Origin of the sequence: Planococcus faecalis, assembly GCF_002009235.1 — a bacterium.
Lineage (GTDB): Bacteria > Bacillota > Bacilli > Bacillales_A > Planococcaceae > Planococcus > Planococcus kocurii.
In genome coordinates, this window is the sequence record NZ_CP019401.1 from 3,446,283 (window position 1) to 3,466,629 (window position 20,347).

Here is a 20,347-nt window from a genome sequence, read left to right on the forward strand (position 1 = left end):
TTTTAGGCGCAACTTGAAACAAGCATACCATAAAGAGAAGACCTATCCGGAAAAAATATTCCATATCCTCTCCACTTATTTATTTTTTCCAAGCACCGGCTGCTAGTAGTTTTTCTTTTCCTTTGAAAGCGTATAGAACTGCTACAATCGCGAGCACTAACATGACAAGAATGGTATACAATCCACCTGAGTAGCTGCCTGTAAATTGGAAGATGTATCCGTAAGCAGGTAAGGCAACGATTGCAGCAATCGCCAATCCTAGTGAAGCAGTAGAGTAAATTTGGCTGTAGTCTTTATTGCCAAACAAACTTTGTGTCAATGATGGCGTCAGCGTTCCAATGCCACTTGTTACAAAAGCAAACAACACAAGTGCAACGAAAATAACGGTAGCGCTTGAAGTCACAAACAATAACAGCGAAATCGAAATCAATCCTAAGCCCATCGTCATAATGGTCGTGTTTCGAGATCCAATTTTATCGTTTAACATTCCGATAATAATCGCACCCAATACCACACCTAACATATAAACACCCATTGCGGTTCCTGCAAATTCTTGTGTAAACCCTTTATCGACAATATACGATGGAATGTGCATCATAAAGCTCGCAACGGAAGTAATAAGGAAGAAAAACAGCATCAATGCATAAAACGAAGACGATTTTTTCGCATCGCTCATCGCAATTCCTTCGTTTTGTGTTTCACTTGAAGATCCTTGGTCGGCGATTTCCGTGTCCGTCATGCCGTAAGGATACAAGCCTTTGTTTTGAGATAATTTTTTAATAAGAAGGAGCGTAACGGGAATCACGACAATGATTGCTGTAATCCCTACTGCCATATACCCGTATCTCCAGCCTTGGTTGACGATTAATGAACCAATAACAGGCTGTGCAAATGCACCGATTAACCCGCCAGTTGCTGTCAAAATGCCCAGTGCCAATCCGTTATTTTTTCTAAACCATTGGTTGATTAAAACCGGACCTGCTATAACGTTAATAAAAATAGCACCAAATGCTAATGGAACAGCCAAAATATACCAGCCCCATACTGAATTCATCAGTCCGAACGCCGCAAACGAACCACCTTGTAAAATAATCGCGACAATCAACAATAAACGAATATCGTATTTCGCCATTAATTTACCCGCAACAGGTAGTAATATAATCGTAACAACTGCAGATATACTCATGTACAAGGTTAAATCACCAATACCAATACCCAACTCTTTTGAAACAGGTGTTAAGAACAGACCGGACGAGTTATTGACTACCCCTTTACCAAACGCGACGATGATACAAAGACCAATCAGCACCAACCAAGCTGCATGAATTTTACTTTTACTTGCTTTTACTTTTTCTTCTGGCTTGATCGTTGTATTAACCATTCATCTGCTCCTTAAAATCGGGAATGGTCGGATTGCTTAAATAATGTCCGCCTTCCACTTTAATCGTTTGACCGGTAATAAATTTCGATTCATCTGATGCTAGGAATAATACCGTATTTCCAATATCGTCTGGCTCACCGTGGTAAGGTAACTGGTTGTATCTCATAAAGGTATCCAACAGTTCTGGAGACAAAATATTTTTAGCAGCTGGCGTTAAAATCAGTCCAGGCGCAACTGCGTTACACCGAATATTTTGCTTGCCGTATTGAGTGGCAATGTATTTTGTTAAGTTAATGACGCCCGCCTTTGATGCTCCGTATGCTGTACGAACAGAGTCGCCTGCAAATCCTGCCATAGACGTGGTATTAATAATTGCGCCGCCATCTTTGATCATATGCGGAATCGCAAATCGGCTTCCTAGAAGCACGCTCTTCAAATTCAAGTCCATTAAGCGGTCCCATTCTTCAAGATCCAAGTTGACCACATCGATATCTTTTCTCAAGTTGGTTCCACCAACATTATTCACCAAGACATTGATTTTTCCGTACTGTTCGACCGTATACTCTACAGCTTCTTGAATCGAACTTTCTTTACTTGCATCCAGGAAGATCCCTAGCGCATTACCGCCTTGTTCGTTAATCTGTTTTGCTGCTTCTTGCGCGCCTTCTAGATTAAAGTCTGCAATGACGACTTTTGCGCCTTCTTTAGCTAATAAACTTGCAGATGAAAGCCCAATTCCAGAAGCGCCACCTGTTACTAATGCTACTTTGTTTTCTACTCTAGCCATTCCTTTTCCTCCTCTTCAAAATTAACGTAGTTTCATGCTACTGCCATCAACCAGCCATGTTTAACCGGTACTACTAACCACATCTTTACTGGCCAAGAAAACGGCTGCTGTTCCGAATCGCCAACACGACCAAGTAGAATAGTGTTCATCATGGCTTCGTACATTATTTGTGTGTTTGCAGCACTCACCATTTGTTGCACATTTTCTTTTGCAGATATATCTCTACTGAATAGAGCGCCTTTAGTGTACTGATTGATTTCGGCTACAGTTTCTTGACTTTTTTTCATTGATACCGACAAGTGCAAATCGTGCTCCTTCTTTTGCTATCGCAAGCGCAATAATTTTGCCAATCCCTGAAGCGCCACCGATAGTAATCCCAATTTCTCCTGCTAATTTCATCATAATGCATCATTTTCTTGCATAATACTTAGATATCTAAATATTTGACATCTAAATATTATCAGCAGCCTATATATATTACAACATAATTATTTTATTTCAAGATATCGTGCAATTTTTTGGCATAGAGAAGTTTTTTATGGTTTACACTCTTGTAAAAAACACGTGATTTTGGGTTTAAGCGAATCGTCTAGTTAAATTCAGTAACGTTAAAAAAGACGATTCCCTTTTGAACGGAATCGTCTTTTCGGTATCAAATTTTTCATATCCTTCTCTGCCTCAGTCTTCTAACAGTTCGACCATTGCGGTATAGCCTTTTTCTTTCGCGTAATCGAGTGCTGTTTTACCCGAGTTGTCTCGAAGTTCTTTATTGGCATGAAATGTGATCAATTCCTGTACAATTTGCTGATAGATTTCTGAACCATCCGTCAGAGCGACTGCTTCAATCAATGCGGTATAGCCAAAATTATTTTGATGATCGATATTTACGCTACCGTCTTCTAACAGTAGCTTAACATTGTCTAAATGGCCTTTTTCAGCAGCCGGTATTAATGTATTGCCACCATAGCGATTCACAATTGTTTGATTGGGCTCGGCATGCTCCATCATATAAGCTAAAATTTCTGTTTTTCCTTGTGCACCTGCATATAGGTAGGCACTATCTTGAATATTATCTTGTTGATTGATGTCTGCTCCCGCATCAATTAATAGTTTCGCGATTTCAATGTAATTGCTATGCGTCGCAATTAACAATGGCGTTTCTTTTTTCGTATTCGTTTCATTTAGTGGATACGACGGATCCTGTAAAATTTCTTGCACCTTTTTTACCTCGTTGTCTTCGACTGCTTGAATCAGTCCACCTGAGTATTGCTCCACATTGCTTTCCCCTTCCTGACTACATCCCGTGATTAGCAAGAACATGCTTGCGACAAAGCCTATAAAACGGTTCATGAAAAACCTCCCTTACGCGATACCCTATTAGAAAACAGCAAAATACCATTCAAGTAGTCTGTGCTTTATACTAATCATACTTACTGAAGGGGGCAGACACAATGTCCGAAATGGTCAATGATTTGAAAGAAGCGTTAATCGCGAAAGCCAAATGCCTATTTACGAGTTCGCTGTATCTGCTAAAGTACATGGCGATTGTTTTAGTGCCGCTATACATTATTTATTTGTTTTTGAATTAATAAATGTTAAAAAGACGATTCCGTTTTATACGGACTCGCCTTTTTTGTATCGACTTTTTAATCGCAGCTTTGAAATTAGTTACTTGTGATCCGTTTTTCTGCGTTATAGCCAATTAAGGTTAGATTTATTAAAAACGAAAAAGGATTCCTCACACATTTTTCGCAATCGGAAAGTGTTTGATGTTTTTCTTTCCCCATTCATCCATCATTAAAACGATTGGAATGAGGCTTTCTCCTAAAGTGGTTAGTGAATATTCTACTTTTGACGGAACTTCAGCAAATACTTGCCGGTGAACGACCCCGTCCTCCTCCAACTCTCTAATTTGAGTAGTCAGTACCTTATGCGAAATTTTGGGAAGCAGGCGGTTAATCTCACTAAAGCGCAAGACACCCTCTGTTCCTAAATAGTAAATAATAATAATTTTCCACTTGCCGCTAATAATCGATAAGGTCAGTTCCTTTTCACAATTAAATTCGCCACTCTCAATTTCCCTTTTTATTGCTGACCGCAGATCACTCATGAAACTGCCCCCTTCTTCCATTTCCTTCTGAAAGTATCCTTTAGGTAACCTTCTCACAAAAAAGTGCGTTCTTCCATTAAAAAGAATTATAATTTAGAATATAGAGAATACTTAATATAAATAGTAAAATTTTGTCCCTTCTTCGATGCTGCCCTGGTGTAAAGATGTGATCTTTATCTGTACAAAATTAGATAGGAGCTGACAGAAATGGCAGGAAACAGAGCGGTTGTATACAGAGGTACTGGAACGGTAACAGTTGAAGATATAAGCTACCCTGAATTAATCATTAGAGACGGTCCCGGGGTAAATCCATTGAATGTCGGGCGTAAATGTGAACATGGGGTGGTGGTAAAAGTCGTTACCACCAATATTTGCGGAAGTGATCAACACATGGTGCGTGGCCGGACAACAGCTCCTGAAGGCCTTGTACTCGGTCATGAAATTACAGGAGAAGTCATTGAAGTCGGCCGTGATGTGGAATTTATCAAAAAAGGTGACCTGGTGTCGGTACCATTTAATATTGCTTGTGGCCGCTGCCGCAGCTGTAAAGAGCAAGACACTCATATTTGTGAGAACGTCAACCCAGATCGTCCCGGTTCTGCTTATGGTTACGTAGACATGGGTGGATGGGTCGGCGGGCAATCGGAATACGTGATGGTCCCTTATGCAGATTTTCAGTTGCTGAAATTCCCGGATAAAGATCAAGCGATGGATAAAATACTTGATTTAACGATGCTTTCCGATATTTTCCCAACAGGCTACCACGGCGCTGTGAGTGCGGGTGTGAAACCAGGAGCTACTGTCTATGTTGCCGGGGCTGGTCCTGTCGGTTTAGCCGCTGCCCACTCTGCCCAGCTACTGGGTGCATCTGTTGTCATCGTAGGGGACTTAAACAAAGAACGCCTTGCACAGGCCCATAGTTTCGGCTGTGAAACGGTCAATCTTCGTGAACACGCAAACCTTGCGGAACAAATTGCTCAAATTCTAGGCGTCCCAGAAGTGGATTGCGCGATTGATTGTGTAGGTTTTGAAGCTAGTGGACATGGCGAGGGAGCTGGTGAAGCACCGGCTACTGTATTAAATTCCATTATGGAAGTTACGCGTGCAGGCGGACGTCTTGGTATACCTGGACTCTATGTAACCGGTGATCCAGGCGCTGCCGACCAAGACGCTCAAAATGGAACCTTGAAGGTGCGCTTAGGACTTGGCTGGGCAAAAGCTCATACGTTTGTAACGGGGCAAACTCCAGTTATGAGGTACCATCGTGACTTGATGAAGTCGATTTTAAGCGGCAAAGCACAAATTGCCAAAGCGGTAAACGCAACGGTCATTACGTTAGATCAATCACCAGAGGCATACGCTGAATTTGACCAAGGGGCTTCCAAGAAATTTGTTATTGATCCTCATGGGCATTTTAAAAAGTAAGTTGCTTGCTCCTGTGCTTATGGAAAAACAGGGAGGTTCATTTCCTTTTGAATGATGCGTGTTTGGCTAGTAGATTCCCCAGAACCAAGCATTAATATTTTGATATAAAAAAGCGCTAGGATGATGATCCTAGCGCTTTTGCGAAGTTGCGTTACTAAAAAGTCTACTAGCTCTTTATAGAACTAATCTGTCCTTGCTTAATTCAATTTTAAGCTGAACAAAGACACCGCAAGTTCAAAATAATCATAACTGTATACATGAAAAACACCTGCCTCAGACTTCTATGTAAGAAGAAAAAGGCAGGTGTTTTCTAAAATCTAATTGTAATACAGGTTCTCAGTCGGATAGATCGGATCATTGGTGATGTCGATTCCAAGCTTCTTAAAAGTCTGTTCGTTTTCTCTATTCAATATGACCGTGGAATGAGCTTGGGTGTCTTTTAAATTTGGCAATTGCTTATAAGCCAGCTCAGAAGTAGGATTGGTGACCGCACTGATTGCCAGTGCAATGAGCACTTCATTGGCGCTTAATGTTGGGACACGGCTGTTCAAGTCATCCGTTTTCAACCGTTGAATCGTCTGTAAAATCATCGGCGACAACAAATTAATTTCATCGGAAATATTGGTCAATTTCTTCAACCCATTCAAAATCGCGGCTGCCGAAGCATCCATCAAAGTTGTCGTTCGACCGGTGATTATCTCGCCATTCGGCAGTTCTATCGCAATTACGGCTTGTAGATTCGTGCTGTCAATTTGCTCTTGGATTGCTTTCGCATAATTACGGGCCGGCAATACAGGTGTCCGGTCCTCTTTCTTTAAATCGGTCTCTTCCAGAATCACTTGCATGTGGCTTACACTGTCTTCATCGGCAAGTCCTTTTTTATAGTCATTCTCTACGACGAAACTGCGCCGAATGATTTCCTGCTTGGCAGCTTCTTGGACAACCCTATCGTCGGTGATGCCCGATTTCAGACGATTGACCCCCATATCAGTTGGTGAGCTATAAACAGACGCTTTACCGGTAATCCTTTCGATAATCCGTTTGATGACAGGAAACGTCTCAATATCACGATTGTAATTGATCGCTACTTTTTCATATGCTTCATAGTGATAATTATCAATCATATTTACGTCTTTCAAATCGACGGTAGCCGCTTCATAAGCGATGTTTACCGGATGCTTTAACGGCAAGTTCCAAACCGGAAACGTCTCAAACTTGGCATAGCCGACTTCATTTCCAAGTTTATTCTCATGGTACATTTGGTTAAGGCAGGTGGCGAGCTTTCCGCTACCTGGGCCAGGGCCCGTCACTACCACGATCGGCTTTGTCGTTTTAATATAAGGGTTTGTCGCAAATCCCTCTTCCCCAAGGACCGCGTCCACGTTTGTCGGATAACCTTCGATTTCACGGTGAATACAGACGCTAATTCCGCTTCTCTCAAGCTTAGTCATAAATACTTTGACCGTTGGTTGCCCTTGATAACGAGTGATTAAGACACTGTTGACAGAAATACCATATGCTCGATATTCATCAATTAAGCGCAAGACATCTTGGTCGTAAGTGATGCCGTAATCTTCACGGACTTTGTTTCGTTCGATGTCTCCAGCGTAGACACAGATGATGATTTCCGCCTTTTCTTTCAGTGTATGCAATAGTTTGATTTTGGCATCTTCATCAAACCCAGGCAAGACACGCTTGGCATGTTTGTCACCTATCAATTTTCCGCCAAACTCCAAGTAAAGTTTATCGTACTGCTGCACCCGTTCTAGAATGTAGGCTGATTGTTCTTGCAAATATTTCTCCGAATCAAATCCAAGTTTTTTCATTAATTTTGGTCCCGCTTTCTTTGCTTCAAGCTTTCTCTTAACGCAATAGATAAAAACGCCTTAAGTGAAAATCCCAGCTAAAATTCATCTTTTATCATTATATAGCTTTTTAAAAAAAGAGAAAGGAAAATCGCCTCGATCCGTTCGATGATTGAGTGATTTTAATAAGCGCAGTAATAACTTATCGTCAATGCAGTCAAACAAAATAACGAAATCTGGACCCGTATTTAGCAAATCCAAATAGCCAAAAGCTTATTTCCTTTTGATGGTTTTGAATAACTGAATTGTTTTTAGCGTTTGAATAAAACATAAATAAGTTAGCGTTGGTAATGATATAAACCTCACTTACTTATGGTAAGGTTCACCGTATTGCATCTAAATGAGGTTTCAATTCGCAAAATTACAATGGATGTTTAAATTATTAACAAAGTAAATGAGTTAATTTCATAATTCCGAGCCCTTACGGCTCTAAGTGTAATATCTCAAGAAAATAGAGCACCTCCCCAAATCCTGTATAATGGTAGTCACCACAACATACACAAACAGGAGGGAAAGCGCTCTATGCCTATTATAAGACAAGATAACCTATTTGACATGCATGAATTATTTGAGATGGAACCTACCCATCGATTTAATGCCATTTTCTCGACAATAGATCTGGGTCCTCTTCTTCGCATCTTCGACAAGAAGACGCATCGCGGCGCGCCGAGAGAACTCAATTACGGTGCCATGATTTATTCGTTGATCGCTCGTGTGGTGGATCGTATTCCGACGATCAAATTATTGGTGAAGCGCCTGAAACAAGATCCTTTTTTTCGGTTCGATTGCGGGTTTCTGTTATCGGACGACGTCCCATCTGAAGCTTCTTACTCACGCATGATCGCAGCGATCAGTGAAACGGATGCCCTGTCGAAAGTGCAAGACGTGCTTGTGGCTCTAGCGATCCAGGAAGGTTTCATCACAGAGGAATCGCTGGCTATTGATGCCACGCATTTCGAAGCACGCGACAAACCGGCAGCGGCTGAGAAAAAAGAAAAAGCAACTCCGAAAAAACGAGGACGGAAGCCGAAAGCCGAATAAGCTGAGTGGCAAGCCGCCCAACAAAAACAGGAAGCTGAGAAGACGCTCTACGAAAAAGAGATTGTCCATCAATTGGGTGCCTCCACAGAGGCGCTGGTAAATGAGATGCCCGTTGCCCCGAAATGGGGCATCAAGAAAAATAGTGATGGAAAAAACACATTTTGGTTCGGCTACAAAGCTCATTTAGCTGTCAGCACGATCAGCCAATACATTATCAGAGGGCTCATGAGTTCCGGCAACTTGAATGATGGAAAAGCCGCCATCCCTCTCCTGAAGCAAATCCAGCAAACGATGCCGGGTCTTTTTCAAGCGGGCATCCTGGACAAGGGTTACGATTACAAACCCATTTACCAACAACTGCAGGAAATGAACCTTCACGCCGTCATCGCTTACAACCCGCGCAGGGAAGGCGAAGTGATCGGGTTTGATGAGCATTTTGCGCCGACATGCGTTCGGGAACACGCGTATCGCTACGACAGTTATGACGCCAAATACGAAACCTTGAAATATACGCGTCCCAAAGAATGTGCGACGTGTCCGTTGAAAGACGATTCCCTTTGCCAAAAAATCTTTAAAATCAAAAGGTCAGTAGACCTTCGAAAATATACGTCTCCTGCCAGAGGTTCCTTGAAATGGACGCTGTTCTATAAACAGCGCGCCGCAGTGGAACGCGTCAACGCTTACTTGAAGGAGTATTTCGATTTGAATAATGTTCGACACCGGACAGGCAAGAAAGCGAAAGTCCATTTTGAACTCGTTTCGTTGATTTACAATGCGTCCCGATTGGCGAGCGATCGTTTGAAAGTCGCTAGAAACCGTGCTTTAGCAGCCGCTTAAATTTTAAAAACAGGAAAAATGGTCCGAGAAACCGTCTACACTTTTTTAAAAGGGCGATTTATGAAATTGATTCAAATAATTTAAAATAAAATTTCATTTACTAATTTTTGATATTTATCTAATTCATGATCTATTTGATTCTCGAACTCTTCAAACGATGTCCCAACCGAATACTCTATCATTTGCTTAAAGAGATTTTCTTTTTCATTAAATGTTTCATATGGAATACCTACAATTTCATAATGAAAAAGGTTGTTCCTTAAATCGGATTTTATCGGAACGATAGTCTCTCTAATTTTAATTAATTCATTAATATCAGGGTGTTTTTCCTTAAGTTCCGGAACTTTATTTGATAGTAAATCTAAACCTTTAATTGATAGTAGATAAGTACAAAATTTCATTCGAAAATAAAAGTTTTGGCGAACTCCCAATACTATCGGGAAAATATTCCTTATAAAATTATTTTGACAGTAGTAGTTATATAAAAAAAGCCGCCAATATTTATCTTCTTTATTACTAAAGGCATTAAAACGTTTAGAATCTTTAAAATAAACGTTTTCGTGAGTAAAATCCTCAGGAAAAGAAAAAATCTTATTGGGAATTTTACTGACGGGATATATAGTCGATTGGGAAATATAATTGGCAAGTACCATTGTAAATTCTTCCATCACAGAACCTTTAAATTCATGATTAATAGTATAAAGAGCTTTAGAATTTTTAAATAATTGATAAGTGTTAGCGTAATCAATATTTCTAAAGGAATATATCCCCAAATCATGCTGACCAAATAATTTTATAACTAATTTTTGCTTTAAATTATAATCACCAATTAAAAAATTATTAAAAAGGGAAGTGTCATCTTCTAATTTCGGAATAACTTTATTCTTTTTATGCTCTGAGTATAACTTTAAAGTACTACGGTTTTCCTTGATTATTTTTTGTATAGATGTTCCTTTTATGTCTTTATACCAACTTGAATGAACTTTATTTGTTCCTTCATGAAAAAAATCCAAACTATCACATACAAAACTTAAATACGGAATAAGCGACGTTGAAATATAAAAAGTGATTCTAATATCTGATTTTGATATTTTATGCAACAATTCATATACTTCATGTACTTCAATTAGTAATTCTTTATAAGAGATTTGTTTCAATTTTTTTATTTCACTCATAAATTACCTCTTCCCAAATATTTAACCCAATGTATTTAACTTTACAACTCATTATTTAAAACAGAACAATTACTCACGTTAGCAATAGCCCTGCTTTTATTTCATCTTTATATACCGCCGATTGTAAAATTAAGCTAGACAACTAAAAAAGTCATTCATGGTACACTCTACATGTATTTTCCGACCAAAGAAAAACAGAGGAGTGACCACGAATGACCTACACCCATCTTACCACGGATGAACTGGTGATGATAGAATCCTATCACCGCCAAAACATACCCGTGGCGATTATCGCAAATCAAATGAAACGTTCCAGGCAGCCAATTTACAAGGTCATCAATTTCCTGAAATTGGGACATACAGCCCTCGACTTTTACACACAATACAAGAAAAACAAGAAACGCTGCGGACGCCAAAAAATCGTTTTGCCGAAGAAACAAATGACCTATATTCAAGACAAGGTGGCGCAGGGCTGGACGCCTGATGTCATTGTGGGACGCGCCGAGACAGCGATCGACTGTTCCGTGCGCACCATCTACCGCATGTTCAAAAATCGGGTCTTTGATGTTGCCACACTGCCGATGAAAGGCAAACGGAAACCCAATGGTCACGAGGAACGCCGCGGAAAACAGGCGTTCAAACGGCATATTTCCGACCGGGAAAACGATTATCCTTCGTTCAAAGAAGAGTTCGGGCACATCGAGGGCGACACCATTGTGGGCGTCCGCCACAAAAGTGCAGTGATCACACTGGTAGAACGGCTGACGAAAGTCATCATCGCCATCAAGCCTGCAGGACGCAAGGCGTGCGATATCGAAACCGCTTTGAACCAGTGGTTTCAAGGAATCCCAAAAAATCTGTTCAAATCCATCACGTTTGATTGTGGGAAGGAATTCTCCAATTGGAAATCGCTGTGCAACCAGCACGACGTCTCGATTTACTTTGCGGATCCCGGCACGCCATCCCAGCGCGCCTTGAATGAAAACTCCAACGGCCTCTTGCGAAAAGACGGCCTGCCAAAGGAAATGGACTTCAACCAGGTAGACCAAACGTTCATTTCCTCAGTGGCTGACAAACGGAATAACATCCCACGGAAGTCGCTGGATTATCGCACACCCTTGGAGGCATTTTTGAGTCACCTGAATGGAATGGGTCTGTCTAGCTTAAATTGACAAACGGAATACAAAAAGAGTTCAGTAAGTTTACTGAACTCTTTTGCGAATATGTGTTACTAAAAAGTATACTAGTTCCTACAGAACTAGTATGCCCTTGATTAATCGATTCTAAGCCGAACAAGGACTCCACAGGTTCAAAATAATTATAACTTGATTGCAAATAGCTTACAATTTTTTTATTAAAGAACTTTTATAAATTCCTATTCCTGTTAGTCTTTTTTAAATCGCAACCTCGTCATCAGCTGATAGAGTTTCCTGTTCATTTACAATCCATTGTAATTCTGGTAAGTTTCCTTTTAGTTTATTTAGTTCTGTTAACTTATCAATGAAAAATTTTTCTATTGCTTCAATATGATCTTTTTCTGCTAGAAACTGAATGACTGATTTACTCGCATAAAGCATGAAGTCGTCATTTTGATCTTCTGGTCTTTGGAAAGTCCACCCTTCATTTATTTTTTCAAATTCTTCAAAAGCACTCATTAGCACAGTTTTATATTCACTATTTGCGTTAACTTCAATAAAAACTGCCACTTCCGGATAATCACTATCTTCGAATGTAAAACCACACCCTACAAATTTCCAATCACTTTGGTCATTCCTAATTACATATCGGTTATAATCGCGAAGTTCAATTGCTCGGTTTCCCCATGGTTTGGGTTTCCCGAAAAACCTTACAAAAGAGTGACTTGTTTTTCCATTCAAACATTGATCTAACATTGAAATCGTCTTTCCTAAATTCTGAACAGAATAAACGTCTTGTGGTAAAAATGTTCTTGATTTATTCAATTCTATCTCCTCCATATACTTTAAAATTTGGTTGCAGTATAAATCAGCTTTATAATTTTCTTGAAGCCAAGTAAACACTTGAAACCACTGCAGTTGACAGAACGGAGTAGAGGATTTTTCTATCTGTTTAGGGTCGAAATATTTTGTAATGTAAAAAAAGTGTGTAGAGAAGCCCGCTTTTTCGCTTTGCTGAAGGTGTTCTTGGTAACGTTGCAATTGTAAATGTCCTTCTCCACTACTAAGCTTGTTTTCAACAAAAACAAGCTTACGGATTTCACCTTGCCTAAAGGTGATGACTAAATCAGGTCTGCTGTCTGTAACATGTGTAAGTAATTTCTTGTATGTCTTTTGGGTGTGTACTTTAATATCATGGATATCAATCAAGTTTATACCAGCAAATTGTTTGAAGAAACTACTCAATATATTTTTCTGCTCAAAAAGCGGTGCAATAATTTCAGTTAGGTAGTCCTCATATGGATTAGCTTCTGAACTTCGCAATAAATTATAAATTTTTGTATATGAAGAAGACATTTTAATCCCCATTCTTGTATAATTTTATGGCCGCGAATGTTATGGCCTAATTTACACTTTAAAAATATTTTTATACAATCGTAGTGAGTTGAAGAAATGTTATTTAAAATGCTCATTGCTTATCTTTATTCTTTACTGCAACGTATTTTGAAAGATTGACACCTTTATTCACTTCAGCAGCATAAGAAACATTAAGCCCTGAAGCCTGAACAATGTCCTTAGGTTTATAACCATGATTAAGAATATATTCTCCATATATGATTCCAAACAAGTGAATATTTACTGCCTTCTCTCCTTCCTTAGCATTTGTATACATTTCCTTTAAACGTCTAGCTAATTCATCTCTGGTCATTTTCAATACCTCCACTAGTTATTTTATTTTAATAAATTTTTTACAGCCTTATATCAAAAAAGGTAGGACAGGATATCCTACCTTTTTAAATTTATACAATGAAATTTTAGAAATTCAAGCTTTCTCTAATTAAGCTGGGTCAGCGCTCTTGCTTTTAACATAGGTAAAGACTACAAAGCCAATAGTACCAAGTGCAATAAACCACCAAATATACGTAAAAAAGACTGCTACTAAAACTGCAGCAATTAGCAAACAACCACCAATCACTGAGGCTATGCCTGCGAATCCAAAGTAATAAACTCTGAACATTTTATGGTAAAGCATAAATAACCCAATGGTCACAATCACTATCAAAATCAGTTGAATAGTTTCCATTTCAATTCCTCCTCTTAATTTTGCATTTCTTGATTATTATTTAACCAATCCAAAAGCATTAATGCTGTTTCATTAGTAGGGTTGAGGTCTAGCGCATTCTGAGCACTGGTTTCTGCCTTTTTAAAATCATTGAGTAGATACCATAGAATTCCTTGCTTTGCTATAGACCGATCATTTAAAGGGTTATTAACAATAGAATGATTAAGATCGCTGAATGCACTCTCTCTGTCGTCATATTCCTTAAAGGTGAGGTCTGCTCGAAATTCATAAAAATTTGAAACATCTGTAGCGCTGTAGCAGTTCATTTCAATTAGCTTTGAATAGGCACGGATTGCTTTGGCAATATCCCCTTTATCTTGCGCCATATCCGCTTCTTTGAGAAATAACATTTTAAAAAGGGTCACGGGTGCAATGGACGGGCGTCCATTATCAGCACAATAATAAAGCGTGGTAATCCGTTCAATGAAGGAGAAATCAATCAATGCATCAACGGCCCGAAGGAAGTGATCACGTGGCACTAGCTCATCAATGGTTACCGTGGTTTTGTCATGACGGTGATTTTGAACAGAACCCAACATGGTTCGCTCACTCCTTTTTTTGTCAGTATACGCCGATTCGCTCGAATTGAATAGTTAAAAACACGAGTGTAGTGGAGACAGGCGACTCCTGCGGGAACAGCACGAGCCGAAGACCCTGCAGGAGCGCCAGCGACGAAGCGGCTGAGGCCGTACCCGCGGAAAGCGTCCGGCTGGAACGAAAAGCAAAAAAACTGTCGAGGTTTCTCGACAGTCTTTTTTTGTTTATTTCGATACTTTTTTGATGTAAACTGAAAGAAAAAAGAAGGAGCGAAGTCCCATGATTGGTCCCGTCAAAAATCACCGTCATGAACAGGTCACCGTCTCAATTGATGAACTCGTGCCACACGACCATTTTCTTCGTACCGTTGATGCCCTCATTGATTTTTCTTTTATTGAACGGATTGCTTCCCCTTATTATTGTCCGGATAACGGCCGTCCCGCCATTCCGTCCATTACCTTATTCAAAATGATTTTCATCGGCTATTTTTATGGCGTTCGTTCAGAACGTCAACTGGAAAAAGAGATTCGGGATAACATCGCTTACCGATGGTTTTTGGGCTATTCTCTCGTCGACCGGATTCCAGATCACTCCACCATCAGTTTCAATCGGAAGGGCCGATTTGAAGACACCTCGGTCTTTGAAGAAATTTTCGACGAAACGGTTCGTCAGGCAAAAGCCCACGGCATGGTGAGTGGCCGCGTGCTTCTGTCCGATTCCACGCATATCAAAGCCAATGCCAATAAGAACAAGTTTATCCGAAAAGCAAAGGCCGAAAAAGTGGTGAGCTACCTGGGGGAATTGGAAGAAGCGGTCGTAGCTGACCGGGAGGCCCATGGAAAAAAGCGCTGAAGCCGAAGGTGATTCGGCCCGTTGCCAAAACCAAACCGGCGATGACCCGCGAAAGCGTGACCGATCCAGATAGTGGGTTCCTCATGCGAAACCAGAAACCTCAAGGTTTTTTCTATCTCGACCACCGAACGGTGGAAGCCGTCGCCTTGGATGCCGGCTATTTTACCGGCCACATCTGTAAAACGTTAAACGAAGCCGGAACGTTTGTGGTCATGGGCTACCGCCGTTTCAAAGGCGGTAACCCGAAAGTGCCGAAACGGTTATTTACGTATGTCCCTTCACTGGATGCGTATGCTTGCCCCATGGGCTGTAAGTTGTCCTACGCCACCACAGATCGAGAGGGATATCGGCAGTACAAAAGCCGGCCGGAGGATTGTGAACATTGTCCACTGCGCTCGGATTGTTTTTCCGCGAAAAGCAAGCAGCGCTCGATTTTCCGGCACATCTGGGAAGACGAAAAAGAAAAGGTGCGCGCCAACAAGCGCACCCCCAGCGGAAAAAAGCTATACAAGTTACGAAGCCAGACCATCGAACGGAGTTTCGCCGATGCGAAAGAACTCCATAGTTTCCGTTACGCAAGGCGACGAGGGCGCAAGTCTGTCCAAGAACAGGCTTATCTGACAGCCGCAGTGCAAAACATCAAAAAAATGACCCTTCTGCTTAGCAGAAGGGTCTAAAAACTTCACGTTCTTTTGTTTGTTGACCAATCCACTAAGAAGATAATTGATAAAACCTTAGTTTCTCAACAAGCTGGAAAGAGACAGCCAATGATTGGCTGTCTCTTTTTTGTTAAAAACAGACAACTTTAGAAAATATACTCCAAAAATATATTGTATACCAAAGTCAATCTTTATTGAAAGATTTGCTCTGTGTATCTGAAGAAGTGTGTAATATCTATTTGAAATCTTTTCTTCTCATGAAACTGTTTGCTTTGATGAAACTATATCGGGTATTGGTTTTAATACTTCATCTTTAAAGAATTCTTGAATACTTTGAAATAGTAAAGGGATATCCTCAATCTGTTCATTTTCATATGCTCGATTAAATTCTGATACATAATCGTATGATAGACGAGTTTTTTTTGATTCAACAAATTTGATGAAATCTGGTTTTCTTTTAGTTGCCTCCACTCGTTTACAGTGCAAAAATTGTGTATCTCCAATCAAGTTTGTAAATAAAGAGTCTTCTAAAAAGCTATAGTTTGCATGAGAAAAGCCTTCAAAATCGCTTCCTTCTAATATCTCATTCAATAGATTTTCAAGAACTTTTTTATAAATTTTGGTTGATAGGACATCTTCAATTCTAGTTACTTTATAAGCTGCTTGCGGATTAAAATTATCTAAATTCACTAAATCCACTTTCGATTTCTCAACATTAATTTGAAGTCGCTTCAATTGGATATTGCCAGATGGATCTTTACTAATATCTGTATTGTTAGTTAAATTAGGATCGGTATCTGTTAAGCACAATACTTTTTTTATACTATTAGATTTTTTATCAATTTTTAATGGCATGACTAGTAAACTAAAAATATTTTTAACGTTATCTATTCCGCCAACCGGAATTACTCGTACTTTTTTGGTATCTAATAACGTTTCAAGATATCGCTTGTCAGTACCACCCTCACACAGCAGCAAATATTTTGAGGTATCTTTTCTGATATAAGTTGAGAGGCTGATTGCTAAATCATACATACTTTTAAGTTGAATTTCATCAGGAAATTGCTCTCGATTATCCAAATAGTTATAAAAATCAAAAATAGAAAATTTATTTTCATAACTTGTAGATTCAGATAAATGTAACATTGTTCCATTTTCAATTACTGGAAGAATTCCATACCAATGAGTAGTTACTAAAACTTGATTTCCGTATTCAGTTGAAAGTCTCTCTAACCTTTCGAATTGTTCAAAACAGTGGGAGATATCTTGAGAAATCTCCGGTTCATCAATAGCCAAAATTACATTTCTCCCTGTAGACTCGTTCTCTTTACCTTTATTTTTTAGAAATGCATAGATTACATCAATCATAGCTCTACGTTGTTCTCCAGAGCTTAAATCTTCCAATTCTTTATGAGAACTTTTGAGAGTTCTTTTTGAAAAATAACCTTCTAAAATATTATCCACTATATCAGCTGCTGTTAAATTTTGTTTTCTATTTCTTTGACCTTTGAATTCATAAGTATCGTCTACAATTTTAACTGTACTATTTATTTCTTCTACGAATAATGAAAGTTGGTTATTAATATGATCAATTAATGATTGGCTCTTGCCATCAACTAACATTTTTTCTTTTAACAAGCCTTCAATTTTTAAAATGACATTCTGATTCATAATTTTTTGCATTTGAACATTGTCAATTTTCAATGTTGAACTAGCATGTTGTTCTACTGGAATATATATATAAGTATAATAATTTTCAATTACACTATTAATTAGTTCCAGCGATATACTGTCTAGTTCTTTTTCATATCCTGACATGGGCTTGCTTGTATTTTTCGAATCAACATCTCTTCCAATGACCAAAAGATAATAATCTTTTTGATAATCTCTTTTCAAATTATTGACTTGATTAAAAAAATCAACAATATATGGTCTCCTGATTGCACCCTTAAACGTATCGTTTGCTTCTTCCCACAAAAATCTACTTATACTCTCTAAATTCTTTTTTATTTTTGATGACTGACTTTTAAATTCTGGTGAATGATCAATCCATTTATTAAATGCAACTTTTTCAATAAGGAAAACTGGCGAAATAAACATATCATCTTTATTTTTACTCTGTTTGTTTGCATTCCAAAAACCTTGCTTAAAATAAAAATTTAAAGCTTCTAAAATAGCACTCTTCCCAGTTCCATTTTTTCCGACTATAGTTGTAAACTTGTACGTAGAACTTTTACATAAATGAATATAAGAAGTTTGTGAATACGATTTAAATCCATTTACAAATAATCCAGCTATCATTAAATCACTCCTGAAAATAGAAATTACCATGATGGTATCATAACTTAAACTATTGATATTTATGCCGTTGAAATCCCGAGTAGATAGTTAGTTCACTAGCAAATTCAAAACCTCACTTACTTATGATAAGGTTCACCCTTCATAATCCGAAACGCCCGATAAACCTGCTCCACCAAAATCAACTTCATCAATTGATGAGGAAACGTCATCTTCGAAAACGACAACTTTTCATCAGCCCGCTTTAACACTTCGTCATGTAACCCAAGCGATCCGCCAATCACAAAGACGATTTTACTACGGCCGTAAGTCATCAACGACTCGATGTCTTTTGCGAGCTGCTCTGAGGTTTTCATTTTGCCGTCGATCGCTAAGGCAATGACGTACGCGTCAGCGGAAATTTTCGCCATAATTCGGTCGGCTTCTTTCTTTTTGACGATTTCCATGTCTGCATCACTCAACTGCTCTGGTGCTTTTTCGTCTGCTACTTCGATTTCATTTATTTTTGAATAGCTTCCCAGTCTTTTTATATACTCTTCAATGCCTGATTTCAAATATTTTTCTTTCAACTTTCCTACACTGATAATTGAGATATTCACATCTTATCCCCCTTTACATTAAATTTACAAACAAGTTATGCACATATGTTATGCACATATCCACAGGTTTTTCTACATCTTGTGCCAGATCATTCGTTCGCCACAAGATACGTTGCAGCCTCTTCACAGTAATCACATACTGTGGATAACTTTTCTATTTCTGATAATTCTGTAAGTATGGGGTAGCTTTTTACTTCAGCTACAAACTTGTCTAAGGCATGCTCTACATGGGTTTTACAGCATTTAATCTCCATTTTTTTCACTCCTTTTAAATTCCGAATATTCCACACAGTTATGCACATTTTGTTCCTTTTATCCACAATCTATTTTAACAGAAGCAAAGAGTTACGGATAGCGAAGCTTTTGTTGGCCTGTGGATTGTTAATAATAATTTAACACGCAAAAAGTTATCCACATATTATTCTAACTTCTCTTCCGCTTCTTACATTCTAAAATCTTGATATTTGAATAGTATTTGTTCAAGACAATAAAAAAAACATTCATAGATTAAATCCTTCCCAATCAAGATGAAGTTCATGTCTTCCTTAAATAGCTTATACTCAGATTTCCTTTGCCTATACGAATGTTATATACTGATTTCACATATCTATCACTTTACTATTACATTTGGAGGAGATCTTATGATGTTCGAAAACAAAGTAGTAATTGTTAACGGTGGAACGGATGGAATTGGTAAGGAAGTCGTCTATTTCTTTTGTAAAGAAGGGGCTACTGTTCATTTTACTGGAAGAGATCGTGACAAAGGCTCTCAAGTAGAGAGTGACTGCAACGGCAAAGCTCATTTTTATCAAGTCCATAACGAAAACGTGGATGAAATCGAAAACTTTTTTAAAACACTTGAAGCTGACGAACACCCTGTTGATATTCTATTCAACAATGCGGGCATTCTGTCTACAGGAATGGGGCCTTTGTCTCGAGTAAAGCTAGATGACTGGAATTACTTAATCGCTGTCAATCAAACGGCTATCTTCCTCTACATGAAATATTCTTTACTTGTGATGAGTAAGAAGCGTAATGGAGTCATTATTAACAATGCCGCGATTCTTGGAAACGACAAGGTTAATCCGATGCTACCCGCTTATAGTGGAACAAAAGCAGCCGTTGTCGCGATGACTCAAAGCACGGCACTTCGCTTTGCTAATCTGGGAATCCGCGTCAATTGCATATCTCCTGGCCCTACAGAAACTGACTTATCCATTAATGCATATGGTGGAAAAGAGAATTATGAAAAGCAATCTAAAGGACACCCTAGAGGAAGTTACGGGAAACCCAGTGAGATTGCAGAAGTTGTTTTGTTCTTAGCTTCAGACAAAGCATCTTATATAAACGGTGCGGAAATAGTCGTAGACGGTGGCTATTCCTTAAAATAAACAAATTCAGGATGCCCAAAAGACGATTTTCCTATCTTAAAAAGAATTTTTCACTAGCGAAGGCGCCTACTCCGGAGCGATGGATTTCCACAAAAAAAATGCAGACCCCTCGAATCAATCGAGTTTGTCTAC

20 protein-coding genes and 1 pseudogene are annotated in these 20,347 nt (G+C 39.0%); 6 read left to right on the top strand and 15 right to left on the bottom strand.

Features of this window, described 5'->3' with window-relative positions:
• Positions 1–79: 79 nt before the first annotated feature.
• From AJGP001_RS17065 to AJGP001_RS17080, 5 genes are all read right to left on the bottom strand, one after another.
• Positions 80–1,381, bottom strand: coding sequence for an MFS transporter (locus AJGP001_RS17065; RefSeq protein ID WP_071152930.1), 1,302 nt, complete (start codon positions 1,379–1,381; stop codon positions 80–82).
• Positions 1,374–2,168: an SDR family NAD(P)-dependent oxidoreductase gene (locus AJGP001_RS17070; protein ID WP_071152931.1), complete on the bottom strand. Its 795-nt coding sequence runs from the start codon at positions 2,166–2,168 to the stop codon at positions 1,374–1,376. Before AJGP001_RS17070 ends, AJGP001_RS17065 begins: the two co-directional genes overlap by 8 nt.
• A gap of 32 nt (positions 2,169–2,200) precedes the next feature.
• Positions 2,201–2,455, bottom strand: a complete 255-nt coding sequence (locus AJGP001_RS17075; protein WP_169835282.1) for a hypothetical protein — start codon at positions 2,453–2,455, stop codon at positions 2,201–2,203.
• Positions 2,409–2,567: a hypothetical protein gene (locus AJGP001_RS17580; RefSeq protein WP_188074757.1), complete on the bottom strand. Its 159-nt coding sequence runs from the start codon at positions 2,565–2,567 to the stop codon at positions 2,409–2,411. Before AJGP001_RS17580 ends, AJGP001_RS17075 begins: the two co-directional genes overlap by 47 nt.
• 279 nt (positions 2,568–2,846) lie before the next feature.
• Positions 2,847–3,518 carry an ankyrin repeat domain-containing protein gene (locus tag AJGP001_RS17080; protein ID WP_071152933.1) on the bottom strand — a complete coding sequence of 224 codons (672 nt, stop codon included), beginning with the start codon at positions 3,516–3,518 and terminating at the stop codon, positions 2,847–2,849.
• Positions 3,519–3,619: 101 nt separating this feature from the next.
• Between AJGP001_RS17080 and AJGP001_RS17585 the strand changes: the two genes are divergently transcribed.
• Positions 3,620–3,757 (top strand): hypothetical protein, encoded by a 138-nt coding sequence (locus tag AJGP001_RS17585; protein WP_169835284.1) that lies wholly within the window; start codon positions 3,620–3,622, stop codon positions 3,755–3,757.
• A 149-nt stretch (positions 3,758–3,906) separates the two neighbouring features.
• On the opposite strand, the gene AJGP001_RS17085 is transcribed toward AJGP001_RS17585, so the two are convergent.
• Positions 3,907–4,278, bottom strand: coding sequence for a winged helix-turn-helix transcriptional regulator (locus AJGP001_RS17085; protein ID WP_071152934.1), 372 nt, complete (start codon positions 4,276–4,278; stop codon positions 3,907–3,909).
• A 207-nt stretch (positions 4,279–4,485) separates the two neighbouring features.
• On the opposite strand from AJGP001_RS17085, the gene fdhA reads away from it, so the two are divergent.
• Positions 4,486–5,703 carry a formaldehyde dehydrogenase, glutathione-independent gene (fdhA, locus tag AJGP001_RS17090; protein WP_058383897.1) on the top strand — a complete coding sequence of 406 codons (1,218 nt, stop codon included), beginning with the start codon at positions 4,486–4,488 and terminating at the stop codon, positions 5,701–5,703.
• Positions 5,704–6,020: 317 nt separating this feature from the next.
• Here the strand turns inward: fdhA and AJGP001_RS17095 are convergent, their stop codons facing one another.
• Entirely contained in the window at positions 6,021–7,529 is a 1,509-nt protein-coding gene (locus AJGP001_RS17095; RefSeq protein ID WP_078080801.1) for a DUF1846 domain-containing protein, read from the bottom strand.
• 561 nt (positions 7,530–8,090) lie between these two features.
• Here AJGP001_RS17095 and AJGP001_RS17100 point away from each other — a divergent pair.
• Positions 8,091–9,446: pseudogene (locus AJGP001_RS17100) on the top strand (transposase).
• 80 nt (positions 9,447–9,526) lie between these two features.
• Here AJGP001_RS17100 and AJGP001_RS17105 read toward each other — a convergent pair.
• Positions 9,527–10,621 (bottom strand): hypothetical protein, encoded by a 1,095-nt coding sequence (locus tag AJGP001_RS17105; RefSeq protein ID WP_078080802.1) that lies wholly within the window; start codon positions 10,619–10,621, stop codon positions 9,527–9,529.
• Positions 10,622–10,833: 212 nt separating this feature from the next.
• Between AJGP001_RS17105 and AJGP001_RS17110 the strand changes: the two genes are divergently transcribed.
• Entirely contained in the window at positions 10,834–11,793 is a 960-nt protein-coding gene (locus AJGP001_RS17110; RefSeq protein ID WP_071152936.1) for an IS30 family transposase, read from the top strand.
• Positions 11,794–12,015: 222 nt separating this feature from the next.
• On the opposite strand, the gene AJGP001_RS17115 is transcribed toward AJGP001_RS17110, so the two are convergent.
• The 4 genes from AJGP001_RS17115 to AJGP001_RS17810 all read right to left on the bottom strand — a co-directional run bounded on the left by AJGP001_RS17115 (position 12,016) and on the right by AJGP001_RS17810 (position 14,418).
• Positions 12,016–13,113 carry a PD-(D/E)XK nuclease family protein gene (locus AJGP001_RS17115; RefSeq protein WP_071152937.1) on the bottom strand — a complete coding sequence of 366 codons (1,098 nt, stop codon included), beginning with the start codon at positions 13,111–13,113 and terminating at the stop codon, positions 12,016–12,018.
• 112 nt (positions 13,114–13,225) lie between these two features.
• Positions 13,226–13,465, bottom strand: coding sequence for an HTH-like domain-containing protein (locus AJGP001_RS17120; protein ID WP_071152938.1), 240 nt, complete (start codon positions 13,463–13,465; stop codon positions 13,226–13,228).
• 129 nt (positions 13,466–13,594) lie between these two features.
• A complete protein-coding gene (locus AJGP001_RS17125) occupies positions 13,595–13,840 on the bottom strand; it encodes a hypothetical protein (protein WP_071152939.1) in 246 nt (81 codons plus the stop codon).
• A 14-nt stretch (positions 13,841–13,854) separates the two neighbouring features.
• Positions 13,855–14,418: a tetratricopeptide repeat protein gene (locus AJGP001_RS17810; protein WP_151897523.1), complete on the bottom strand. Its 564-nt coding sequence runs from the start codon at positions 14,416–14,418 to the stop codon at positions 13,855–13,857.
• A gap of 277 nt (positions 14,419–14,695) precedes the next feature.
• Between AJGP001_RS17810 and AJGP001_RS17135 the strand changes: the two genes are divergently transcribed.
• Positions 14,696–15,945 (top strand): transposase gene (locus tag AJGP001_RS17135; protein WP_425439665.1). Its coding sequence is split into 2 segments (ribosomal slippage): positions 14,696–15,265 and positions 15,268–15,945, totalling 1,248 coding nucleotides; the frame shifts between segments, so codons are not numbered across the junction.
• Positions 15,946–16,182: 237 nt separating this feature from the next.
• On the opposite strand, the gene AJGP001_RS17140 is transcribed toward AJGP001_RS17135, so the two are convergent.
• The 3 genes from AJGP001_RS17140 to AJGP001_RS17150 form a co-directional block, all read right to left on the bottom strand.
• Positions 16,183–18,228, bottom strand: a complete 2,046-nt coding sequence (locus AJGP001_RS17140) for an AAA family ATPase (RefSeq protein WP_071152942.1) — start codon at positions 18,226–18,228, stop codon at positions 16,183–16,185.
• 116 nt (positions 18,229–18,344) lie between these two features.
• On the bottom strand, positions 18,345–18,824 hold the full coding sequence (rlmH, locus tag AJGP001_RS17145) for a 23S rRNA (pseudouridine(1915)-N(3))-methyltransferase RlmH (RefSeq protein WP_071152943.1): 480 nt from the start codon (positions 18,822–18,824) through the stop codon (positions 18,345–18,347).
• Positions 18,825–18,913: 89 nt separating this feature from the next.
• Entirely contained in the window at positions 18,914–19,078 is a 165-nt protein-coding gene (locus AJGP001_RS17150; protein WP_071152944.1) for a CxxH/CxxC protein, read from the bottom strand.
• Between the two features lie 387 nt (positions 19,079–19,465).
• Between AJGP001_RS17150 and AJGP001_RS17155 the strand changes: the two genes are divergently transcribed.
• Complete coding sequence (locus AJGP001_RS17155; protein WP_071152945.1) at positions 19,466–20,215, top strand: SDR family NAD(P)-dependent oxidoreductase; 750 nt, start codon at positions 19,466–19,468, stop codon at positions 20,213–20,215.
• The last annotated feature ends 132 nt before the right edge of the window (positions 20,216–20,347 follow it).